We start from the raw sequence: 22,806 nt of genomic DNA on the forward strand, positions 1-22,806 counted from the left end.
TTTTATTTCTGTCTCTTTCCGAGACTACCTCTTTATCAATTTTATCAATTCTTCTCAATCTTGAAACGACTTTGTCGCTCAAATCCCGTTTAATACGATCCTCTAATTCAATCTGCTTCTTTATGATATCATCGAGCTTATTATTATAAGCGCCAAAATAATTGTTTATGATTTTTCTTATTATCATTTCTGAATTCCCGAGCTCGATCTTTAAGATAACATAATTTAACGATTTAAGCCTGCATTATTGAAGCCCATTATATAATTGAACTGGGTTTAAGACTCCAGACATGTTGCTAGCTGTGGTTTCTGATCAGGTTGTTCCGTTGAGTGCCTGAGTTGGCGTTTTGTCATTGATGCCCATGTTTGGCCGTTTGTTATTGTACCCGTCAAGTGGTAATGGTTATCATCCCATTTTTGGCGGGTTTTAAAACTGGACTTCAGGCCGCTGTTTTCAGTTTCATTGCGGGTGTGATGCCGCCGATGGCCATGTTGGGCCGCTCGTTGTTGTATGTCCATAGCCAGCGCGTGGCGTGGTCCTGTGCCTCCTCGATCGTTTCGAATATGTATTGTCCGAGCCATTCATGGCGGACGGTTCGGTTGTAGCGCTCGACATAGGCGTTCTGTTGCGGTTTTCCGGGCTGGATGTATTCCAAGCCGATCCCACGTCTTGAAGCCCATATTTGCAGGGCGGCACTGACGTTTTCCGGACCATTGTCCACCCGGATGTTCAAAGGCTGTCCGCGCCATTCGATGATCCGCTCCAGAGTGCGGATAACCCGAAGGGCCGGAATGGAAATAGCCACTTCAATGCCCAGGCCCTCACGGTTGAAGTCGTCCAGAACGTTCAAGGTCCTGAAGCTGCGTCCGTCGGCCAACTGATCCGACATGAAGTCCATAGACCAGGTCATATTGGGGCCATCGGGAACTGCCAGAGGCTCCGGCTTTTCCCGAGCCAGGCGCTTTTTCGGCTTGATGCGCAGGTTCAGTTCAAGCGCCCGGTAAATCCGCCGGACGCGCTTGTGGTTCCATGCGAAGCCTTTGACATTGCGCAGATAAAGGAAACACAAGCCGAAGCCCCAGGTTCGGTGCGTTGCCGTCAGCCGGACCAGCCAGTCCGCGATCTCGGCATTCTCGTCACTGAGTTTGCGCTCATAGCGATAACAGCTCTCGCTGATCTGGAACGTGCGGCAGGCAAGCGCGATGCTCACACCACGCAGATGGATTGCATTCATGGCCATCTCTCGACGCTGAGACGGCCTCAAGGCTTTTTTCCCAGAGCATCCTTCAGCAGTTCGTTCTGCATCGCCATCTCGGCATACTTCTTCTTCAGACGGCGGTTCTCCTCGACCATGGCCTTCATTTCCGCCATCAAGGACGCATCCATACCGCCGTACTTGGATCGCCAGTTGATGGGATGGACGGCTCTCCCTCTACACTCAGTGCTGGAAGCCTTGAATATGGAGGAGAAGACAATGAGACTGCACTATCTTGGGATTGATCTGGCGAAGAATGTGTTTCAGCTGCACGGTGAAGATGCCGAAGGCAACGTTGTCTACCGCAAACGCCTTGGGCGTTCGCGGCTTCTCGAGGATGTCGGTCGATTGCCGGCTTGTCAGATCGGTATCGAGGCCTGTACTGGCGCATTCTATTGGCAGAGAGAGTTTGAAGCGCTCGGCCACTCGGTTCGGATCATCGCCCCACAATACGTCAAACCTTTCGCCCGGCATCAAAAGAATGATCAAAACGATGCAGCTGCTATCTGTACGGCACTGCGTCAGCCGAACATGCGGTTCGTTCCACCAAAATCGCTTGGTCAGCAGGACATTCAAGCATTACATCGTGGACGCCAACGGCTCGTCAATCATCGAACTGCCCTTGTCTCTCAGATGCGCGGATTGCTTCTGGACCGTGGCCTTGCCTTCGGTCTGTCAATTACTCGCGCCAGACGCGAGATCCCGCGTTTGTTGACCATGGAGCGCGGCAGGCTGGGTGATCTGTTCGCCTCTCTGCTAGAGCAGCTCTTTGAGATGTTATGTGAACTGGATCGGCGTGTTGCCTGGTTTGATCGTGAGATCAATCGGGTGTTCCGCAGTAATGAAGCCTGTCAGCGTATCGCCAAGATCCGTGGCGTGGGTCCCAAAACAGCGACTGCTATTGTCGCGGCGATCGGAGACGGAACCGAGTTCAAGAACGGTCGTCATCTGGCCGCGTGGCTTGGTCTAGTTCCAAAACAGCATTCGAGTGGGAACAGGCAAATGCTCCTGGGCATATCAAAGCGTGGTGACCGACATCTTAGAACACTGCTGGTTCACGGGGCACGTGCGGTTCTGCGAACGGCACCAAAGCACCACGATGCGGTCAGTCAGTGGGCCATTGGTCTCCAGGAGCGACGAGGGGCTGCCAAAGCGATCGTCGCAATCGCCAACAAGAACGCGCGGATCATATTTGCCATGCTGCGACAAAACACGGAGTTCCGTACCGCTTAAACAGGAGGGGTACGGCAGAGAGGTGCAAGACTGCGAGAAATGTGACGACCGGTTTGAATCCGGTGTGAAGGGAACCTGAGTATTATAATGGCTCATCGAAGCCGGCCACTTGTCGAGGCCTTCACACACGCGGATTTCCCATTTGGGCGCACCAGCACCGTTCTGGTGACGCCGGATAGATGTTGGCACCCAGATACCGGCTTCGATCAGATCTCAAAAACCTTGCATCGGGAGAGCTGTCCATAGATGTAGTACGTCGCGTTGCTGATCCCGTGTTCCCGGCAAAGATCGGCAACCGGCACACCGCTCTCTCCCTGCTTCAAAATCGTCAGGATCTGGCTTTCCGTAAATCTTGATTTCTTCATGTCGTTCTCCAAGCGCATCAAAGGCCGGAGAAGTCCAATTTTCAACCCAGTGGTTTTTGGGGATGATTACCAACAAGGTAGGCCAAGAGGTGTGATGGTCGCGCAACAGTGAACGCACACGCCAGCGACTCAGTAGGATCGGTGGAAAATCAATTCGATAAAATAAAATGGCGGACAGAGAGGGATTCGAACCCTCGATACGGTTGCCCGTATACACGCGTTCCAGGCGTGCGCCTTCAGCCACTCGGCCACCTGTCCTTTTCAGGCGTTGATCCCGCCTGAGTGCCGCGCAATATACCCATGACGCGGTCAAGCGCAAGCGCCTTGCGGTGTTTTTTTGCAGTTGCCCTCAAGCTTTGGAATTTTCTGGGAAATTTGCCGAACCGGAGACCGGCCGGAGGAGGGCGGCGAAGGGGCTTCGCGGCAGAAATGTTGCGAAATTGTGTTGCATATCAGCTCTTGTAAATTATTTCCGTGCTATTACCCTAGGGGAATGCTCAATAGGGGGCGTGACTGCCTTTTTCGGCAGCGTCACGTGAGTATTAACTATTTAAAATGTAGTGTGTGGGAAGATATACGATGATTAGTGTTTTAAAATTTTTATTCAGGTTACTGGGATACGGATTTCTCGCCGTGGCGATTGTTGCCGGTATTTCGGATGCAAGCACTTCAATTGCTCAATCACAAGTTTATATGGCGCCGCTCGGCTATGTGTGGGCCGGCCTGTCGCCGCAGACCCTGGAGCTGGTTCAACAGTCCGCGCCTGCGGGACTGTGGGGCGTCGCGCAACAGACCGTGCTGCTCTGGCCGGTCTGGGCTGTCCTGGCACCCCTGGGCATGCTGCTGTTGTGGCTGGGTGCCAGACGTCGGCGCCAGCTTGCGCAGTTCGCCTGAGGATCTGCCGTCCGGATGTGAGCGGGACGGCCGGGCGCGCTCAGCCGTTGGCGCCCGGATCGCTAACATGCGTGTCAATTTGGCCGAAGCCTCTTGGAATGGATGGCAAGCTGCGCCACATTTACCGGTGACCATCAACCGGTAAGCGCACCCGGTTCGCCGCCGTCTGTCCCTCCCGGGAAGGGCGCGCGCCTCAGTGCGCCGGAGATCCGCCATGTCTTTCATGACTCTGCTGTCCAAGAAGTTTTCGCTGCCAAGCAAGGAAGAGGCCCTGCCCGGGCGCGCCAATGCGATCGTCCCTGCCGGGCCGCATCACGTCAACGGCCGGGCCCTTGCCGGGCCCTATCCGGCGGGGTTCAGGACCATGATCTTCGGCATGGGCTGTTTCTGGGGTGCAGAGCGCCTGTTCTGGCAGCTCCCCGGCGTCCATGTGACCGCCGTCGGCTATGCCGGGGGGCTGACGCCCAACCCCACCTACAACGAAACCTGCACCGGCCGTACGGGCCATACCGAGGCGGTCCTGGTCGTTTACGATCCCGACCAGGTGACGCGCGGCGATCTTCTGAAGGTGTTCTGGGAAAACCACGATCCGACCCAGGGCATGCGCCAGGGCAATGACACCGGCACCCAATACCGTTCGGCGATCTACGTGCCCGACGAGGAAGACCTCGCGGCCGCGGTGCAGTCGAAGGAGGCCTATCAGCAGGCCCTGCGGGCGGGTGGCGTTCCGGCCTCCATCACCACGGAGATCCGCCAGCTCGATACCTTCTATTTCGCCGAGGACTATCATCAGCAGTATCTGGCCAAGAATCCGGCCGGCTATTGCGGCATCGGCGGCACCGGCATCGCCTGTCCGACGGGCCTCGGGCCGGCCGCCGGATAGGGGGCGTCGAACAATCCCGGGGAGTGCCGGCCGCCTTCCGCCCCCGGCGGCAGGCGCAACCGGAGAGCCGCGCGGGCAGCGATGATGTTTGCGGTGTCTCTGCGTCTGGTGCCCTATGCGTAGAAATCGGCCGCTTCGCGACAAGACGGGCATCAAATCCCTCGCAGAAATATCGATGTTTTTCGGCATTCGCCCCGAGAGCTTCAGAATTTATTAAACCATAAGGTGCAATTCTGTTCACGAAAGCACCCAGGTGAGGTTTGGTTTGATGTCGTCATCCGCAAAGATATTTGCGGTTACCTATTTCCTCGGCGCCAGCATGTTGATGTGTGTCGGCGTGCTCATGCCGGGAGACAAGGGGCTGGTCGCCGTGTTTGCGAAACCGGGTGGCCCGACGGCCGCCGAGGTCATCGCAAGGGCGGACGGTGGGATCATCTTTGTCCGCGACGGATCCTGGGTCGCACTGACCGAGTCGGAAGATCATGAATTCATCGCCAGCCTGTACCGGGCCGGGGCGGGTTTTGTCGCCTCTTCGGCCGTCGCACAGGTCTGCGCGCGCTGGAATGGGTTTTTGGGGGATACTAGGATATGAGTGAAACCGAGAATACGAGAACAGGTCTCGATTCCTTTCGGGACAATTTCGCCAGGATCGTCGTCTGGTTCACATGGCTGAACGTTCTTCTGGTCATCGCAACCGCCTGGCTGGTGGGCACCGTGTCCCTCGTGGCCGTGGGCGGCGCCGCGCTGATCCTGGGCGGGGCGGCCACGCTCACCTGGATGAAATGCGGATCCGGCGTGGAGACGCGCCTTGCAACGGCCATGTCTCTGGCCGGACTGGTGGCCCTGCTGGTCGCCTCCCTCGCCGTACCGGCCGGGCAGAACTCCTATCAGCTTGACGGGCACATGTACTTCTTTGCGGTGCTGGCGATCCTGGCCAGCTGGGTCGACTGGCGGGCCCTGATCGCTTATGCGGCCGTGGTCGCGGTCCATCATATCGTGCTCAATTTCGCCATGCCCTGGGCCGTGTTCCCCGATGGCGCGGATTTCGCCCGGGTGCTGCTGCATGCGACTGTCGTCGTGATCGAGGTCGGCATCCTGTGGTGGATGACCAACAATCTGGCAAAGGCCTTCGATATTTCCGACAAGGCGCGGCACGAGGCCGAGGAAGCCCGGTCCCAGGCGGTCGCCCTGCAGCATCAGAGCGCGGCTCACGATGAAGCTCAGCGCGAAAGGGAAGCCTTCGTCAACGAACGGATCGCCGCCTTCCAGAACGACATTGCCGCCAAGCTGGACGAAGTCGGCCGCAAGGTGCACGAAATGCGCGGCTCGGCGGAAGAGCTGGGGTCCGTGGCCGAAGATACGACCGACCGTGCCGCATCGGTTTCGGACGCCTCCGAAACCGCCTCGTCCAATGTACAGATGGTCGCCTCGGCTGCCGAGGAACTCACCTCATCCATCGCGGAAATTTCCCGCCAGGTCGAGCAGACCACCGGCATCGTGGTCCAGGCGACCGAGAATGCCCAGACAAGCAACCAGAAAGTCGCCGGCCTTGCCGAAGCGGCGAACCGGATCGGCGAGGTCGTCACTCTCATCCAGGCGATCGCCGAACAGACCAATCTTCTCGCGCTCAACGCCACCATCGAGGCGGCACGTGCGGGCGAAGCGGGACGGGGCTTTGCGGTTGTTGCGGCCGAGGTGAAGGAACTGGCGACCCAGACATCCAAGGCGACCGAGGAAATCGGCGCGCAGATTGCCGCCATCCAGGCGGAGACCAAGGATGCGGTCGCCTCCATCGGCCTCATCGCGACGACCATGGACGAGGTCAACAGCTATACCGCGGCCATTGCCGCCGCTGTCGGCCAGCAGGGCTCGGCCACGGCCGAAATCTCCCGCAACGTGGCCGAAGCGGCCGATGGCACCGGCCGGGTCGCGGAGAATATCGGCGGGGTGCGCGAGGCGGTCGAGCGAACCGGCAAGTCGGTCACCTCCATGGTGGAAGCCACGGAAGTCCTCGATGGAGAAACCTCCGATATGCGGCGTTCGATCGACGCCTTCCTGAAGGACGTTGCCGCCGCCTGATCCGGCAGCGCCATTGTGAAAATACCAACAAGGACCGCCGCTCTCGGCGGTCCTTTTTTATGGGTGGCCGCCGCGGTTCTTGACGGATCGCCGTATGGATGTCATGAGCGCCTGTCGCCGAACAGCCGCGCGCTCCGCTGCGTGGCCCGGCCTTCTGCAGCCCCGCTCTCTTCTGCCTGGTCTTTCCCGCATGCCTGACAGCGCATTCCCGTCCGGTTCGGTGTTGCTCCTGGATCTTCTGCAAGAGCGGACAGCCCGGTTTTTCACAGCACCGTTCGAAATCGTCACCTGCCGCCGTCTGGAGGACGTGCGCGCTGCACTGACACGGCTCGAGGCGGCACAGAGGGACGGCGCATATGCGGCCGGGTATCTTGCCTATGAACTGGGGTATGCCTTCGAGGATGCGCTTGCCCGCACCTTCGAGCCAACCGGCGAACCGTTGCTCTGGTTCGGACTCTACGACCGGGCCGAAGCGCTGCCCCTCGAGGCGGCACGGGCCATGCTGAAGGCCGCGGGCGGCGCAGCGCCGCGCGTTTGCGACCCGGTTTTCGACATGGACAGGGCCGCTTATGATGCGGCTTTCCAGCGGGTCCGCGGGCATCTCGCCCGGGGCGATGTCTACCAGGTCAATCTGACACTGCGCGCCGCCTTCCGGTATCTGGGCGCACCGGAGCGCCTGTTCGAGGAACTGATGCACAGGCAGCCGGTCGAATTCGCCGCCTTTGTGCGGACGACGGACCGGACAGTCCTGTCCCTTTCGCCGGAACTGTTTCTCGAGCGGAAGGGCAACGTGCTGCGCACGCGACCGATGAAGGGAACCGCGCCCCGCGGCCGCCATCCCTCAGAAGACGCCGCAATCGCCATCGCGCTGGCGAAGGATCCCAAGCAGCGCGCCGAAAACACCATGATCGTCGACCTGATGCGCAACGACCTGTCGCGCGTCGCCAGGACGGGGAGTGTCGTGGTGACGAAACTGTGCGAGGTGGAGCGCTATCGGAGCGTCCACCAGATGACCTCCACGGTGGAGGCCCGGGCGACGCAGGACACAGGGTTTGCCACGCTGATCGAACGGCTCTTTCCCTGCGGCTCGATTACCGGCGCGCCGAAACTCAGCGCCATGCGGATCGCCCGTGATCTGGAAACCGGTCCGCGCGGCATCTATACCGGCGCCATCGGGCACCTGGAACCGGGCGGCGACTTCCGGCTCAATGTGGCCATCCGTACCCTGGTGCTGCGCGATGATGGAAGCGGGGAGGCCGGAACGGGATCCGGGGTGGTGTTCGATTCCGGGGCTGCGCCCGAATATGACGAATGTCTGCTGAAACTGAAATTCATGACGCAGGCAACGCCGCGCTTCGAGCTGATCGAGACGATGGCCTTCGACCCGGAGGAGGGCTATCTGCTGCTCGAGCGGCACCTGCTTCGGCTCCAGGCGTCGGCGGCCTATTTCGGCTTCCCGTTCGACCGTCAGGCCGTCGAAGCCACGCTTGCGGACCGGGCGCAGGTATTTCGTGGAGCGCAGCGCGTGCGTCTGCTGCTCGGGGCCGGTGGCGATCTTTCCGTGACCGCAACTGCCCTGACACCGCCGGACGGGGCGGCGGTCACGCTGGTGCTTGCCGGCGAACCGGTGTCCTCCACCGACCGCTTCCTTTTCCACAAGACCACAAACCGTGCCTTTCTGGACGACGCCCGCAAGGACCTCCAGGCGCGGACCGGCTGCCGGGAAGTGCTTTTCTGCAACGAAAACGGCTTTCTCACCGAAGGCAGCTACACCACGCTGTTCGTGAAACGCAACGGCCGCCTGTTGACCCCGGCCCTCGGACACGGCCTTCTGCCGGGAACCCTGCGGGCAGGGCTCCTGGAACGCGGTCTGGCCGTGGAGGCGGATCTGATGCCGCGGGATCTGCTCACCGCAGACGCGATCTTCGTCGGAAATTCCGTGCGCGGGCTCATGCAGGCGCGCCTTTTGGAACTCGGTGACCGATTGCAAGACGCCTGATCCGGTCAGGCGGAACTCCGCTGCTTGGGAGGCTGGCCGCCCGTCGGTCGCGGCTCCGGACGGCACGCCCGGAAAAGGACGGGGACAGCCATGTTCACCGCCAGGCAATGACCTCCAGCTCCGGCCACAGCGCCTTCATGCGCTCCGCCTTTTCGGCATAGGTCTGCTTGTTTTCCCGTCCGTAATTGGGCACCAGGCGCATGGCGAAGAGATTCGCGAGGCCGAAGGGCGCATGAAGGAGGAGGCCGTCATCTGCGCTCAGCCGCGCGGCGACTGCATGGGTGCGGGCCGCATAGGTGGTCAGGGCGTCCATGGAACAGTCCAGCGGCCGGCAGGGGTGTCCGAACCGCTTTTCGTACCATAGGTGCACCCGGGCCTGGTTGCGCACCTCCAGAAGGGGCGCAAGATCCGGCAGGGCCGCGCTCACCATGCGGATAACGGTGTCTTCCGCTTCCCATGAAAGGTCCGACCCGTCGAAATAGATGATGTCGAAATCCTTGATGCCGTGCAGATGCGGCCGGCCGGTCAGAACGTTCCAGACGCTCTGGTAGATCCCGCCGGATACCAGCCAGGCGTCGGGCAGGTCGAGATCCCGGATGGTGGCGAGGATCCTCATGACGTGAGGAAGCCTGCGCAGGATCTGCTCGAGCCGTTCGATCCGCGCGTCTTCGCAGGCGGCATAGGAAGCGCCCAGTCTTGTGTCCGGGCCGGCCCTTGTGTCGGTTTCCGCAGTCATGACAGGGACCTGTGTCTCGGGGGAACGGGAGACGAAGAGTAACCGATTCCGCCCGGGTGGAAATCCGGACGCTCAAAATTGCACAGCTGTGGCTTGACTATCGTCCTCCAGACGCCATTTCGCTTTCAGGACCAACGAACCGGGAAACGCACATGAATCATCTGAACAGGGGACGGCTTGCCGGAAAAGGCAGGGTTGCGGGAATCGTTATCGCCGGGGCGGTGCTGACCTTGTCGGCGCTGCAGCCCGCCGGGGCCCAGTCGGGACGGCCGGACTCGCGGTCGATGACCTGCGCCCAGGTTCAATCGCTGATCGCACAGCGCGGCGCGGTCGTCCTGAGCACCGGGCAATATACCTTCGACAGATATGTGGCGAACCGGAACGCCTGCCAGCACGGCGAAATTCTCAAACGCGACTATGTGCCGACCAAGGACAACAACAGGTGCTATGTGCAAAGATGCGCCAGCAACCAGCCGTTTGAATTCGACTGAATGAGCTGATTGTCCGCTGACCCCGGGCCTGTTGCCGATCGGGAGGGATATGCAGATGAAGGGAATGGTCACGATGCTTGCGCGGACGGTGCCGGTCCTTGCCGCTGCCGGAGCATTTTTCCTTCTGCCCGGGCTTCTGCAGGTTCACGCGCAGACCGCGCGGCCGGATACCCGCTCCATGACCTGCACCCAGGCGCAGGCGCTGGTAAAGCAGCGGGGAGCGGTTGTCATGTCGACCGGGCCGACCACATATGAAACCTTTGTCGCCGATGCCCGCTATTGCGTGCCACGGGCGAATTCGGTCCGGGCCAGATTTGCGCCGACAAAAGACGATGCGAAATGTCCGGTCGGCTACAGGTGCTATCAGAACCGGAACAATCGCTAGCGCGGGACGTCGGGTTTTCGGGCGCAACAGCCATTGCAATTAGACCCCGTTTCACAAATATGAAACAAGGAGTGTCAGGGCCCTGGACAGGGGCCGGACATGACGCCCATTTGTAAAATGAATTTGCCTGAAATCCAGAAAAAGGCCTTTTGATGCACGCGAACAACAGCAGGAAGCAGTCTTCAGTTGCGGGGTTCGCCCTTGGGTCGGGGCTCGTTTTCGGCGTTATCTGCCTGACTGGACTGTCCGCGGAGGCGCAGACCCGGCGGCAACCGGACACCACCAGGCTGACCTGCGCGCAAACGCAGGCCCTGATCGAAAAGTTCGGTGCGATCAATCTGAAATCGGGGCCGTACAAGTTCGACCGCTACGTAGCGGGCAGAACTCAGTGTGTTTCGGCAGGCCGGGATATCAGAACGACCTATGTTCCGACCAGCGACGATACCAGTTGTCCGGTCAAGGTCTGCATCGAGCAGGGGCAGCAGCAATAGGCGAAGCAACCGCCGCACGGTTTTGGCCGCGCGGCGTCTGCATCCTGCCCCTCATGCCGCCGGTCAGCCCCTCAGGGTGCCGCCGGTCGCTTTCTGGACATTTGCGATGATCTTGCCTGAGACCGCGTCGATCTCCTCGTCCGTCAGCGTCTTCTGGCGCGGTTGAAGCGTCACATCGATGGCGACGGATTTCTGGCCCTCCGGAACACCCTTGCCTTCGTAGATGTCGAACAGCGTCACGTCGGAAATCAGTGTCTTTTCCGCACCGCGCGCCGCTTTCAGGAGCGCTCCCGCACTCACATCCTTGTCGATGAGGAACGCGAAGTCGCGCCGCACGGGCATGAGATCGCTTGCGTTCAGCGCGCCCTTGGAGCCGCCGCCCTTGCCCTTGGGCTGCGGCAGGGCATCGAGGTAGATTTCGAAGGCTGCCAGCGGGCCGGCGATATCCAGCTTGGCCAGCGTGCGCGGGTGAATTTCCCCGAACACGGCGAGCGTGTTCTTCGGGCCGAGTTTCAGGCAGCCGGAGCGGCCCGGATGGAATGTTGCCGGAGCATCCGCCGTTACCTGCAGCTTGTCGACCGGAGCACCGATTGCCGCGAGCGCGGCTTCGGCGTCGGCCTTGACGTCGAACACATCCACATCGCCGGAGGCGCCCGACCAGTGGCGGCCGGCGCCCTGCAGCTTGGCCGTGCCACGGCGCACGCCCGCGGCTGTCATCTTCTGGCCGTCCGGCGTGTCGTCCTCGAAGACCTGGCCGATTTCGAAAAGGGCGACATCGCCGAAACCGCGGTCGGCATTGCGCTGCGCGGCGGCCAGAAGGCCGGGAAGCAGGCTCGGGCGCATGTCGGACATGTCGGCTGAAATCGGATTGGCCAGAGCCAGAACCGGGCTGCCGCCACCGAAGAGCTCGGCCTGGTCCCTGGCGATGAACGACCATGTGACCGCCTCGTTGAACCCGCGGGCGGCAAGCGCGCGCCGCGCCTTGCTGCGGCGGATCTGGCCGGTGGTCAGGACCTTCTGTCCCACGGTGCCCTGGCGCGGCAGCGGCGTCAGCGGTACGCGGTCGAGGCCGATGATGCGCACGACCTCCTCCACGAGATCCGCCTTGCCCTCGATATCAGGACGCCAGCTGGGTACGGCAACCCTGACGGTATCGCCGGTGCCGGAGATCCAGAAACCGAGGGATTTCAGGACGACATTGGCTTCCGCGTTGGAGACATCGATACCCGACAGCCGCCGGATTTCCGAATAGGGGAAATCGACGATGTTGCTGGTGTCCGGAATCGCTCCGGTCTGGACGGGTTCGGAGGCCTCGCCGCCGCACAGGTCCAGAACCATGCGCGTGGCATATTCCAGTCCCGGCATCATGTAGTCCGGATCGACGCCGCGCTCGAAGCGATAGCGGGCGTCCGTGTTGATGCCGAGCTTGCGGCCCGTGGCCGCGATGGCGTCCTCGTCCCACAGGGCAGACTCGATCAGCACGTTGACGGTCTCGTCGGTGCAGCCGGAAGGCGTGCCGCCGAGAATGCCGCCAAGGCTTTCGACGCCGTTGTCGTCGGAAATGACGCAGACGGTCTCGTCGAGTTCGTAGGTCTTGCCGTTGAGGCCTTCGAGGGTCTCGCCCCTCTTGCCCCGACGGACCACCAGATCACCCCTGACCTTGTCGGCGTCGAAGACGTGCAGCGGCCGGCCCTGATCGAAGGTGATGTAGTTGGTGATGTCCACAAGGATGTTGATCGGCCTCAGGCCGATGGCCGTCAGGCGGTCCTGGAGCCATTGCGGCGAAGGGCCGTTCTTCACGTTCCGGACCATGCGCAGGCCGAAGGCCTTGCACATCGCGGGAGTGCCGGCGAAGTCAAGCTTTACATCGACGGGACAGGGATAGCTGCCGCGGATCTGTGCGTGAGAGCGTTCCTTCAGCTTGCCGAGCCCGGCTGCGGCCAGGTCGCGGGCGATGCCGTAGACGCCCGTGCAATCGGGGCGGTTGGGGGTCAGGCCGATCTCGATGACCGGTTCGTCCAGTCCCGCCCATTCGGCATAGCTCATGCCGACGGGGGCATCTTCGGGAAGATCGATGATGCCGTCATGTTCTTCGGACAGTTCCAGCTCGCGCTCCGAGCACATCATGCCGAAGCTTTCCACGTCGCGGATCTTGCCGACCGACAGGGTGATGTCCAGGCCGGGCACATAATCGCCCGGCTTGCCCAGCACGCCGACAAGACCGGCGCGGGCATTGGGCGCACCACAGACGATCTGGACCGGGTCGCCTTCGCCGGTGTCGACCTTCAGCACGCGCAGGCGGTCGGCATTGGGATGCTGTTCGGCCTCCAGAACCCTGGCGATGCGGAAGGGCTTCAGCCGGTCGGCCCGGTTGCTGACCTCTTCCACTTCCAGCCCGATCATCGTGAGGCGTTCCACGATCTCCTCCAGGCCGGCATCGGTGTCCAGGTGCTCCTTGAGCCAGGATAGGGTGAATTTCATGAGTGTTGCTCTTTGTCGGTCGTGCGGCGGGACCCCACCGCGAATCTGGTGAAATGGCGGCTAGTTGCTGAACCGGTCCAGCTCTGGAATGATCGTGGCGTGGCCGTAGCTGTTGGCGAAGCGGCGGCCGATATCGGACAGGTCCTGGGTCCACAGCCGCACCATGTCCGGTGTGATCTGCTGTCCGGTGGCAATTGCCTGGGCCGCTTCCGTCTCGATCCGGTCCCGCAGGATGCCGAGCTCGAACTGGGCGGAATATTCCGCCCGGTACTTGCCGAGCCAGCCCATGGCGACAATCACCACCATCACCAGAACCGCGGCACTGCTGGCAAGCCCGGCCCATCGGGCCGTACCGCGGATGCGCCGGTCGCTGGCAATCAGCACGATGGAGGCGATGGTCAGAAAGGCGACGATATAGATTGCCTGCAGAAAGCTCTGGTACTTTTCCGCAGAACTGGCCTCATGGGCCGCCCGAAGCCGGGTGATGCGGTCGCGCAGATAGAGCAGCGCATCGGCTTCCGTGCCGAGCTTGTCGCGGAAATAGGTGTCGCAAAAGCGCAGCCGGCCGCGGCTCTCGATCTTTTCGGCGCAGGCCTCAAGAAACGACGTTGGCTTCGCGATGCGGCTGTCCTGATCCTTTGTCTGGGCCGCCGCCGGAAGGAGGGCGGCAAGCGACAGAGCGGCAACAAGAAATAGGCGGGTCAGCAGTGACATGGGTAGGCGCCCCCTTGAAGGTCCTTGCGGTTAACTGGACAATCCGCCGAACAGCGTCGGCAGATCGAGCGGGCGGAAGCCGTAATGCTGGATCCAGCGCACATCCGCGTCGAAGAAGGCCCTGAGATCCGGCATGCCGTATTTCAGCATGGCGATGCGGTCGATGCCCATGCCCCAGGCAAAGCCCTGGTAGACGTCGGGATCGAGGCCGCAATTGCGGATGACATTCGGGTGCACCATGCCGCAGCCGAGAATTTCAAGCCAGTCGTCCCCCTGGCCGATCTTCACTTCGCTGCCCGAGCGGTCGCACTGGATGTCCACTTCCATGGACGGCTCGGTGAACGGGAAGAAGCTCGGGCGGAAGCGCATCTTGATGTCGTCGACCTCGAAGAAGGCCTGGCAGAATTCCTTGAGAACCCATTTCAGGTGACCGAAATGGCTCTCCTTGTCGATGACGAGCCCTTCCACCTGATGGAACATCGGTGTGTGGGTCTGGTCACTGTCGCAGCGGTAGGTCCGGCCCGGGATGATTACGCGGATCGGCGGTTCCTGGCTGCGCATGGTGCGGATCTGCACCGGTGAGGTATGGGTGCGCAGCAGCAGCCGTTCGCCGTCTTCCTTCGGATTGAAGAAGAAGGTGTCGTGCATCTCGCGCGCCGGATGGCCTTCGGGAAAATTCAGTGCGGTGAAATTCAGGTCATCGGTTTCGATATCCGGGCCTTCGGCAATGGAAAAACCCATGTCCGCGAAGATCGCCGTCAGTTCGTCGATCACCTGGCTGACCGGATGAATGCGTCCTGTCTCCGCCGGGGAGGGGCGCAGCGGCAGGGTGATGTCGACCTTCTCGCCGGCAAGGCGGGCTTCCAGCGCGGCTTCCGCCAGAACATCCTTGCGGGCGGCGATGGCCTCGGTGATCTTCGCTTTCAGGCCGTTGAGAGCCGGTCCCATCACCTGGCGTTCTTCCGGGGTCATCTTGCCGAGAGTTTTCATCTGCTCAGAAATGGACCCCTTCTTGCCCAGGGCGTTGACCCGGAGCTCTTCCAGGGCGGCTTCGCTCTCGGCGCTTTCGATGGCGGCCAGAAGATCGGATTCAAGAGTATCGAGATTGGACATGCGTGCTCATACCAAAGAGAGTTGAATGTGACCCATCTTATGGACCATTCCCGGTTCGCGCGCGGCGCGCGCGTGATGTCGAAACAGAAAGTCGGGGTCTTTTAGCGAATATTCGCACACATTGCCACGGCCTCGGCCGCATTATTGCGTGAGATCGCGCATTGAAGAAAAGCGCTGGAATTGAAGCGCATTAGCGCATAAATCGCCCGCAGGCGGGACCCTGCGGCGCAAACAGGCGCACGGTGGCGTCTGTCAGGCGCATGACGCTCCGGCCGGAGCCGGGCTGGCGGATATATGCGGTGCGACAGGTCATGGCAGGCAACTTACTGAACGGCCGGGAGAAGGCAAGCGGAAATGCTTTGGGTGACATGTGCGCGGTCGCGGTCCGGTGAGCCCGGGCACCGGGATCAGTTCGCCACCGCGTCCGCCCCCTTGGCCCTGCCGATGGAACTCTGCAGCTCGTCCCTCAGCCAGTCGCCGAAGGCCTGCTTGGCTTTCGTTTTCGGGGCGTTCCGGCCACCGATCAGCCAGTAGGCCATGCCGGTCGCGGGGCGTTCGGGGAAGGGAGCAACCACCTGGCCGGACTTCACCGCGTAGACGGCAAGCGTTTCCCAGGCCAGAAAGATGCCCTGTCCGGCAATGGCCGCATCGAGACACAGCGATCCATCGGAGAAGGTCGGTCCGTCCTGGAGAATGCTGTCGTCCAGTCCGAAGAGATCCAGCCAGGTCTTCCAGGAGAACATCTGTCCCGGGTCGCGGATGATCGGCAGTGTGCCGATATCTTCCGGCTTCCTGATCTTTTCGGCAAGTGCGGGGCTGCAGACGGGAAAGACCCGCTGGTTGAGCAGTTTTTCCGCATTCAGGCCCGGGTAGGGGCCCCGGCCGACGCGGATGCACAGATCCACGTCGCTGATGTCCGGGTCCACCAGATCGATCGTCGCCTCCACGCGCACCCGGATGCCGGGATGGGCCTTGCCGAAGTTCTTCAGGTGCCAGACGAGCCATTTGCCCGCGAAGACGGGGGCGACGGAAATCGTCAGCGCATCTTCCCTGCCGCGCTGCGTGGTCGCCACTGCTGTCGACAGCGACGTCATGGCTGCGGTCAGATGCGGCTGCATCGCCAGGATATGTGCCGTCGGCAGGAGCAGCCGGTTTTGCCGTTCGAACAGCTGCACGCCGAGCTGGGCTTCCGTCTTCTGCACCTGCTGACTGACGGCGCCGACGGTCACGCCGAGTTCCGCCGCCGCCGCCTTGACCGACCCGAGTCGGGCGACGGCTTCCACGGCCCTGAGGCCGGACAGATGAATGCGATTGAGATTTTTCATTATAGATAATCTAAATCGAAAATCAGAGGAAGTCGATGTAATTCAGCGATAATATTTCCTATATAAGCAGTGTTGCTAAATTCAATAAAGGGATTTGGCCATGGGACGAACAATAATAAGGAGACTTAAGTCCATGATGAAATTCATATTCCGCCGCCGCCAGGCCGCATCGGGAACGCAGGAGGTCTGGGACCGCAGCGATCCGCTCTCCCATCCGGCGATCCAGCGCATGAGCCAGCGCGAACTGGCCGATCTGCCGATGATCCGGCACTGACAGAAGCTGACCGGCTTGCGGGCCGGTCCTGAAGGCCTAGGCCATGACATCTTCCGGTGTGAAACCGCGCGGATGGAGTTTGTAAAATCAGAAAACGGCGCCGGCATCCCCGGCGCCGTTTCTGTTTGCAGGTCTTGACCTGGCGCGGCTCCGGGCCGGTGTCGCACGCGTCGTGCCCGTCTCGCCTACGTCAAATGCATCGAAGGGCGGCGACGGGGCAGATGCTGCCGGTGGACTGATGCTGCCCGGATCAGGACTTCTTGACGAATTCCGTCAGGATGACGATCCGCTGATCGTTCACGCGGCCCTCGATGTGTTCCGGATTGTCGGCCACAAGGCTGATATTGCGCACGGCGGTGCCGCGTTTGGCGGTGAAGCTGGCGCCCTTCACCTTGAGATCCTTGATCAGGGTGACGGTATCTCCGGCGGAGAGAACCGCACCATGGGTATCCTTGTGAACCACGCCGGTGTCCTCATCCGGGGTGGACTCCTGAAGGCCGGCCTTTGCCCAGGCAAGAACGTCGTCTTCCAGGTAGAGCATGTCCAGCAGGTCCCGTGCCCAGCTCTCATCGGGCATTTTCGCCAGCAGCCGGTAGGCGGCGACCTGCACGGCGGGAACCTGGCTCCAGGCGGACTCGTTCAGGCAATGCCAGTGGGTCGGGTCCATCTCCCTGGCCCCGGAGATCTGGTCGGCGCAATCGGCGCTGACAAGGATCGCCATATCAGGGCTTCCGTCTGCCTCCGGCCCGATCTCCAGCACAGTCAGCGCTTCGGTGGAGCCGCTAAGTTCGCAGGCATTCCCGGCGCGTTCACGGAGAATCTGCTCCATGGTCATTTCCTTCATCTCGTCAGTCGTCGTGTTCACAGCCTGGCTGTGAGGCTCAAGGTAATCTGGTCGAGACCAGCCGACGGGCGCCGGCTTTCAGGTCTCGGCGATGCAGCCACGGAACCGCCGTCCGTCCGATGAAGGGCGGCGCTCGTCCTGTGCGCGGGCGAGGCCCGAGCGCATTAGCCTGCTCGACGGCGCCATGCGCCTTATGCTCGCGTGCGTTCGAAGCTCATGAAGGTCCACCGGACCTTCATGCCGGGCAAGGCCCGACTGCTTCTCACTCATCCATCTTCAGGGCCTGGATGAAGGCTTCCTGCGGGATTTCGACCTTGCCGAACTGGCGCATCTTCTTCTTGCCCGCCTTCTGCTTTTCCAGCAGCTTGCGTTTACGGGTGGCGTCGCCGCCGTAGCATTTGGCGGTCACGTCCTTGCGCAGGGCCGAAATGGTCTCGCGGGCGATCACCCGGCCACCGATGGCGGCCTGGATCGGGATCTTGAACATGTGCCGCGGGATCAGCTCTTTCAGCTTCTCACACATGGCCCGTCCGCGCCGCTCCGCCTGGCTGCGGTGCACCAGCATGGACAGCGCGTCCACCGGTTCGTCATTCACCAGGATCGACATGCGGACCAGATCGCCGGCCCGGTAGTCGGAGATCTGGTAGTCGAAGGAGGCGTATCCCTTGGAGATCGATTTCAGCCGGTCGTAGAAATCGAAGACCACCTCGTTGAGCGGCAGGTCATAGGCCACCAGGGCGCGCGAGCCGACATAGCTGAGATCCACCTGGATGCCGCGCCGCTCCTGGCACAGCTTGAGGATGCCGCCCAGATAGTCGTCTGGCGTCATGATCGTCGCCCGGATCCACGGTTCGCGGATCTCGGTGATCTTGACCACGTCCGGCATGTCCGCCGGGTTGTGCAGGTCGATGTCCGAACCGTCCGTCAGCGTCATCTGGTAGACGACCGACGGCGCGGTGGCGATCAGGTCCAGGTCGAATTCGCGGTAGAGCCGCTCCTGGATGATTTCCAGGTGCAGCAGGCCGAGGAAGCCGCAGCGGAAGCCGAAACCGAGGGCCGCGGAGGTTTCCATCTCGAAGGAGAAGCTGGCGTCATTGAGGCGCAGCTTGCCCATGGCGGCACGCAGGTCGTCGAAGTCGTTGGCATCGACCGGAAAAAGACCGCAGAACACCACCGGCTGGGCGGGCTTGAAGCCCGGCAGCGCCTCGGCACAGGGTTTTTTCTCCAGCGTGATGGTATCGCCGACGCGGGTATCGGCCACTTCCTTGATGGAGCCGGTGATCACGCCGATCTCGCCGGCATGCAGTTCGTCCACCTGCAGGAACTTGGGGGTCATCACGCCGACACGATCGATATCGTAAGCGGCGCCTGTTCCCATCATCTTGACCTTCTGGCCCTTTTTCAGCGAACCGTTGATGACACGCACCAGCACCATCACGCCCAGGTAGGTGTCGTACCAGCTGTCGACCAGCATCGCCTTCAGCGTATCGTCCGGGTCGCCCTTCGGTGCAGGCAGCTTCTGGACGATCGCTTCGAGCACGTCCTCCACGCCGAGACCGGTCTTGGCGGAGATCATGCAGGCCTCGGAGGCATCGATGCCGATGACATCCTCGATCTGTTCCTTGATCCGGTCCGGTTCGGCGGCCGGCAGGTCGATCTTGTTGAGAACCGTGACGATCTCGTGATCGTTGTCTATGGCCTGGTAGACATTGGCCAGCGTCTGCGCTTCCACGCCCTGGGAGGCATCGACCACCAGCAGCGATCCTTCACAGGCCGCAAGCGAGCGGGACACCTCATAGGCGAAGTCGACATGGCCCGGCGTGTCGATCAGGTTCAGCGTGTATTGCTGGCCGTCCTTGGCGGTATAGATCAGCCGTACGGTCTGGGCCTTGATCGTGATGCCGCGTTCGCGCTCGATATCCATCGAATCGAGAACTTGGGAAGTCATTTCCCGATCGGTCATCGTGCCGGTCATCTGGATCAGCCGGTCGGCCAGTGTCGACTTGCCGTGATCGATATGGGCCACGATGGAAAAATTGCGGATGTTGGAAAGGGTCTTCGTCGTCATGGCCGCCCGTTTACCACCGCATTTCGGTTTCGACCAGTGAATTGCGCGCGTCCGAAGCCGAAATCTGGTGGTTTTGAAGCAAAATATAGCCAGACGAACGGGCGCGCGACCCTGGTTCCCGTTCCACTGCCGCCGGGATGCCAAAACGGCATGACAGGGCTGCGGCCGGATCCCTTCTTTTCACGGTGAACGCTCTTTAAAGCGGCGGAGAAGTTGTGCTAGCGGTAAATTGATAAAATTGACGGGGGGAAGTAATGCTGATCCGTGAAGCCGCACCGAAGGACATTCCGGCTATTCTGACGATCTACAACCGCGCAGTTCGGGAAACCACGGCCGCCTGGACAACCCGGGAGGAGACCCTTGACGACAGGTTGACCTGGTTCGAGCACTGCAAGAACGAAGGGCTGCCGGTGCTGGTTGCTTCGACACAGTCCGGAGACGTCCTCGGGTTTGCCAGCTTCGGCCCGTTTCGCCCGCGAGAAGGGTACCGGTTCACCGCGGAACACACGGTCTATGTGGATCCTCTGGCGCAGCGTCAGGGCGTTGCCTTCGCCTTGCTGTCCCAGCTCGTCGAGATTGCCGCTGCCAAGGACCTTCACCTGCTCGTGGGCGTTATCGACGGAGACAACGCGGCCTCCATCGCCCTGCATGAAAAACTGGGTTTCGAAGTCACCGGCCGTCTGCCCCAGGCCGGCACAAAATTCGGCCGCTGGCTGGATCTGGTGCTGATGACCCGCGTTCTCAATGCAGGAATGGCGGCACCGGATAAATGAGCGGCGGCACGTCGCTGCCCCGCCTTGCCGTGTCTGCGATAGGGCGCCTTTTCACCGATTTCCGTCAGTCGGCCGTGAGAACCTTCCGGCAATCCTGCGGCAGGGCGGCCAGGGCCATGGGCCGCTTCTTGACCACCTTCGGCTTCTCGCCCGCCTTGGGCGGATTCTTCGGCACCCAGGGTTCGTCCGACAGCCAGTAGGCCAGATTGGCGCCGCAGCCGTCGCCGGGTGGCGGCGGGTTCTGGTTCTTGCATCCGACGCTTCCGGCCGGGCACGAAAGCCGGACATGGAAATGATAGTGATGTCCCCACCACGGACGGATCTTGCGCAGCCAGGCGCGGTCGCGACCTGTCTCGAAGTCGCACAGGGCCTTCTTGATCGTCGGATTGACGAAGATCCGGGCCACGCGCGGGTCCGACGCCGCGCGGCGGATGAGCCGGGCGCGGGTGTCGGTCCATTTGCGCGGATCCACACGCCGGTCCGCTCCCTTCACGTCGAGCGGCCCCTTGAGCATGGAAACCGCCGAGATCTCCTCGCGCTCCTCCCGGCTAAGGCGCCGGTCCGGCATTTCCGTCAGCCAGATATCCGCATCCAGGCCGATCTGGTGGCTTGCATGGCCGGACGTCATCGGTCCGCCCCGCGGCTGCGCCAGATCGCCGACAAGAAGTCCGTTCCAGCCGACCTTGGGCGCATCCCGGGCCAGATCTTCCAGGTAATCGACCAGTTCCGGATGCCCCCAGTTGCGGTTCCGCGACAGCCGCATGACCTGCCAGCTCGGACCGTCCGCCGGCAGGGCAGACCCTCCCGCGAGGCATCCCTTGGCATAGGATCCGATGGACCGGGCCTTGAGCGGCGCGGGGCCGTTCGCTGCACCGAAATAGTCCTTCGCCGGAAGACTGGAATAAAGAACGAGTTTGGGTGTGGCCGCGACATAGCCCTCCGGGACCGCGCGCTTTTTCACCGGCACGGGAATGCCGGCGATGAGCTGCACGCTTGGCCGGAAATCTTCGCCGAGGGTGTCGCTCCAAGGCGCCGGTTTGGCATCGGGCACGGGGGTGACCGCTCCGGCACCCGTAATCGTTGCCGGTAGCGCCAGCAGGGCGGCGATCACTCCCGCCGGTCTGATCCGCCGGCGTTGCCGGTTTGCCGGTGCGGTTTTCCCCGCCGCCGGATTGCGCATGCTCACTGTGGAACCTCGTGCGTCGCGGAGGACCGCCCGCCTTTCGGCGGCTGGCCCTTCAGCTTCATTCTTGAGTCCGTCTGTTACGCAGCATGCACCAGATCGGCAGCTTCCGCACCCGTTTCCGGGGACATGAGATGGGTTTTCATCAGATCCGCAATGTCATCCAGAAGAATCGTGTTGTCACGGATTACCCGGTCGGCGGCACCGTTGAGCGCAATGATGTTGCCGGGGCGGGCGTTGTCCATGGCTTCGGCCTCCGGGGGAAGGACCGCGTCGAGCCGGTGATAGGTGACGCCGGGCAGTTCGCCGAAGAGATGTCGGGCCTGATAGGAGGCCGTCTGCGCTTGCCCGTCCGTGAGGATCGACTGAAGAGGACCGCCTCTGGAAGGCTGCATCCAGCCGAGGGCGCCCCAGCCGATGGCGTTCCTGTAGGGGAAGGCGTGTTCCGCCGCCCGCCCGGTGCCGAGCGACAGGATGACGATCTCGTCCGTCTCCCAGCCGATCTTGCGCGCTTCCAGATAGGCGGCGATCGCCGGGTCGCTCATGAAGACCTCTCCGCCGACCAGCGCTTCCTCGCGCTTGTGCGCCAGATTCTCCACCCTGGCGGGCTCGAAATAGCCGGGCGCGGCAGTGGTGGCGCGTACTGCCTGCCAGAAATAATAATCGTCCGGACGGCTGCCGTTCTCCTCCAGCCCATTGGTCATGAACACGGCGCGCCGCTGTTCGATGTCATAGGCGGTCAGCACCAGCCGGGTAAGACCGCTTGCCATGGAGGTCCAGCCGAAGCGTTCCTTGAGCAGTTTTTCCATCGGACGGGCGTCATAGGTTTCATCGAAGAGGCCGAGAGGTCTGGTCACCGCCCGCGCCATCCGGTCACCGATCGAATGGGTGAAGATGTCCCGGGCCTCGCGCTCGAAGAAGGATCTGAGCTCGGCGATCGTTGCCGCCGCCTCGCCGGCCGAACTGCCGGGACGCGGCGCACAAAGGCCGGCGGCGATCAGCCCGCCGGTGGACGTGCCGGCGACCAGGTCAAATACCCTGTGCATCGGCTCGGTGACACCGCGGTGGATCAGCCGGCTCTCCAGAGCCTCCAGAATGCGCAATGGTATCAGGCCGCGTATGCCGCCGCCGTCAATGGAAAGTATGAAACGTTTTTTCTGGGCCATCTCTTGTTCCCGGCTGGTGAAAAAGAAGAGGCAGACCCTGACCGCATACAGCC

General features: G+C 61.7%; 21 protein-coding genes, 1 tRNA gene and 2 pseudogenes. 11 read left to right on the plus strand and 13 right to left on the minus strand.

Features of this window, described 5'->3' with window-relative positions; all coding sequences use genetic code 11:
• On the minus strand, window positions 1-187 hold a 187-nt coding region (locus tag DCO57_RS23725; RefSeq protein WP_205756208.1), incomplete at its 3' end, for a hypothetical protein.
• 253 nt (window positions 188-440) lie between these two features.
• A pseudogene (locus DCO57_RS18040) lies at window positions 441-1,408 on the minus strand (IS3 family transposase); the annotation flags it as partial.
• A gap of 67 nt (window positions 1,409-1,475) precedes the next feature.
• Between DCO57_RS18040 and DCO57_RS18045 the strand changes: the two are divergent.
• On the plus strand, window positions 1,476-2,489 hold the full coding sequence (locus DCO57_RS18045) for an IS110 family transposase (RefSeq protein WP_116700372.1): 1,014 nt from the start codon (window positions 1,476-1,478) through the stop codon (window positions 2,487-2,489).
• A 248-nt stretch (window positions 2,490-2,737) separates the two neighbouring features.
• On the opposite strand, the pseudogene DCO57_RS18050 reads toward DCO57_RS18045, so the two are convergent.
• Window positions 2,738-2,854, minus strand: a pseudogene (locus DCO57_RS18050) (transposase); the annotation flags it as partial.
• Between the two features lie 168 nt (window positions 2,855-3,022).
• A tRNA-Ser gene (locus tag DCO57_RS18055) sits at window positions 3,023-3,112 on the minus strand.
• Between the two features lie 321 nt (window positions 3,113-3,433).
• Between DCO57_RS18055 and DCO57_RS23345 the strand changes: the two genes are divergently transcribed.
• From DCO57_RS23345 to pabB, 5 genes are all read left to right on the plus strand, one after another.
• Window positions 3,434-3,748, plus strand: a complete 315-nt coding sequence (locus DCO57_RS23345; RefSeq protein ID WP_133192708.1) for a hypothetical protein — start codon at window positions 3,434-3,436, stop codon at window positions 3,746-3,748.
• 214 nt (window positions 3,749-3,962) lie between these two features.
• Window positions 3,963-4,631, plus strand: a complete 669-nt coding sequence (gene msrA / locus DCO57_RS18065) for a peptide-methionine (S)-S-oxide reductase MsrA (protein ID WP_116700312.1) — start codon at window positions 3,963-3,965, stop codon at window positions 4,629-4,631.
• A 268-nt stretch (window positions 4,632-4,899) separates the two neighbouring features.
• Window positions 4,900-5,223: a hypothetical protein gene (locus tag DCO57_RS18070; RefSeq protein WP_208978021.1), complete on the plus strand. Its 324-nt coding sequence runs from the start codon at window positions 4,900-4,902 to the stop codon at window positions 5,221-5,223.
• Window positions 5,220-6,710 carry a methyl-accepting chemotaxis protein gene (locus tag DCO57_RS18075; protein WP_116700313.1) on the plus strand — a complete coding sequence of 497 codons (1,491 nt, stop codon included), beginning with the start codon at window positions 5,220-5,222 and terminating at the stop codon, window positions 6,708-6,710. Before DCO57_RS18070 ends, DCO57_RS18075 begins: the two co-directional genes overlap by 4 nt.
• 190 nt (window positions 6,711-6,900) lie before the next feature.
• Window positions 6,901-8,709 (plus strand): aminodeoxychorismate synthase component I, encoded by a 1,809-nt coding sequence (gene pabB, locus DCO57_RS18080; protein ID WP_116700314.1) that lies wholly within the window; start codon window positions 6,901-6,903, stop codon window positions 8,707-8,709.
• A gap of 94 nt (window positions 8,710-8,803) precedes the next feature.
• On the opposite strand, the gene DCO57_RS18085 is transcribed toward pabB, so the two are convergent.
• Window positions 8,804-9,445 carry a nucleotidyltransferase family protein gene (locus DCO57_RS18085; protein WP_116700315.1) on the minus strand — a complete coding sequence of 214 codons (642 nt, stop codon included), beginning with the start codon at window positions 9,443-9,445 and terminating at the stop codon, window positions 8,804-8,806.
• Window positions 9,446-9,597: 152 nt separating this feature from the next.
• Between DCO57_RS18085 and DCO57_RS18090 the strand changes: the two genes are divergently transcribed.
• From DCO57_RS18090 to DCO57_RS18100, 3 genes are all read left to right on the plus strand, one after another.
• Window positions 9,598-9,936: a hypothetical protein gene (locus DCO57_RS18090; protein ID WP_116700316.1), complete on the plus strand. Its 339-nt coding sequence runs from the start codon at window positions 9,598-9,600 to the stop codon at window positions 9,934-9,936.
• Between the two features lie 55 nt (window positions 9,937-9,991).
• Window positions 9,992-10,321 carry a hypothetical protein gene (locus DCO57_RS23825; protein WP_208978022.1) on the plus strand — a complete coding sequence of 110 codons (330 nt, stop codon included), beginning with the start codon at window positions 9,992-9,994 and terminating at the stop codon, window positions 10,319-10,321.
• Window positions 10,322-10,473: 152 nt separating this feature from the next.
• On the plus strand, window positions 10,474-10,812 hold the full coding sequence (locus tag DCO57_RS18100; protein WP_116700317.1) for a hypothetical protein: 339 nt from the start codon (window positions 10,474-10,476) through the stop codon (window positions 10,810-10,812).
• Window positions 10,813-10,875: 63 nt separating this feature from the next.
• Here DCO57_RS18100 and pheT read toward each other — a convergent pair whose 3' ends face one another.
• From pheT to DCO57_RS18120, 4 genes are all read right to left on the minus strand, one after another.
• Complete coding sequence (gene pheT, locus DCO57_RS18105; protein ID WP_116700318.1) at window positions 10,876-13,293, minus strand: phenylalanine--tRNA ligase subunit beta; 2,418 nt, start codon at window positions 13,291-13,293, stop codon at window positions 10,876-10,878.
• Between the two features lie 60 nt (window positions 13,294-13,353).
• Complete coding sequence (locus tag DCO57_RS18110) at window positions 13,354-14,007, minus strand: phenylalanyl-tRNA synthetase subunit alpha (protein WP_116700319.1); 654 nt, start codon at window positions 14,005-14,007, stop codon at window positions 13,354-13,356.
• 30 nt (window positions 14,008-14,037) lie between these two features.
• Entirely contained in the window at window positions 14,038-15,120 is a 1,083-nt protein-coding gene (gene pheS / locus DCO57_RS18115) for a phenylalanine--tRNA ligase subunit alpha (RefSeq protein WP_116700320.1), read from the minus strand.
• 407 nt (window positions 15,121-15,527) lie between these two features.
• Window positions 15,528-16,445, minus strand: a complete 918-nt coding sequence (locus tag DCO57_RS18120; protein ID WP_116700321.1) for a LysR substrate-binding domain-containing protein — start codon at window positions 16,443-16,445, stop codon at window positions 15,528-15,530.
• Window positions 16,446-16,578: 133 nt separating this feature from the next.
• On the opposite strand from DCO57_RS18120, the gene DCO57_RS23585 reads away from it, so the two are divergent.
• Window positions 16,579-16,719: a hypothetical protein gene (locus DCO57_RS23585; protein WP_165814783.1), complete on the plus strand. Its 141-nt coding sequence runs from the start codon at window positions 16,579-16,581 to the stop codon at window positions 16,717-16,719.
• A 250-nt stretch (window positions 16,720-16,969) separates the two neighbouring features.
• Here DCO57_RS23585 and DCO57_RS23955 read toward each other — a convergent pair whose 3' ends face one another.
• Complete coding sequence (locus DCO57_RS23955) at window positions 16,970-17,548, minus strand: alkylphosphonate utilization protein (protein WP_244287970.1); 579 nt, start codon at window positions 17,546-17,548, stop codon at window positions 16,970-16,972.
• 277 nt (window positions 17,549-17,825) lie between these two features.
• Window positions 17,826-19,631: a translation elongation factor 4 gene (lepA, locus tag DCO57_RS18135; protein ID WP_116700323.1), complete on the minus strand. Its 1,806-nt coding sequence runs from the start codon at window positions 19,629-19,631 to the stop codon at window positions 17,826-17,828.
• A gap of 254 nt (window positions 19,632-19,885) precedes the next feature.
• On the opposite strand from lepA, the gene DCO57_RS18140 reads away from it, so the two are divergent.
• The gene (locus DCO57_RS18140) at window positions 19,886-20,404 is read left to right on the plus strand and encodes a GNAT family N-acetyltransferase (protein WP_116700324.1); all 519 of its coding nucleotides are present in this window, start codon (window positions 19,886-19,888) and stop codon (window positions 20,402-20,404) included.
• Window positions 20,405-20,468: 64 nt separating this feature from the next.
• Here DCO57_RS18140 and mepA read toward each other — a convergent pair whose 3' ends face one another.
• A complete protein-coding gene (gene mepA / locus DCO57_RS18145) occupies window positions 20,469-21,590 on the minus strand; it encodes a penicillin-insensitive murein endopeptidase (RefSeq protein WP_244287971.1) in 1,122 nt (373 codons plus the stop codon).
• Between the two features lie 77 nt (window positions 21,591-21,667).
• The gene (locus DCO57_RS18150; protein ID WP_116700325.1) at window positions 21,668-22,753 is read right to left on the minus strand and encodes a patatin-like phospholipase family protein; all 1,086 of its coding nucleotides are present in this window, start codon (window positions 22,751-22,753) and stop codon (window positions 21,668-21,670) included.
• Window positions 22,754-22,806 lie beyond the last annotated feature (53 nt).

Source organism: Labrenzia sp. 011 (genome assembly GCF_003075075.1).
GTDB lineage: Bacteria > Pseudomonadota > Alphaproteobacteria > Rhizobiales > Stappiaceae > Roseibium.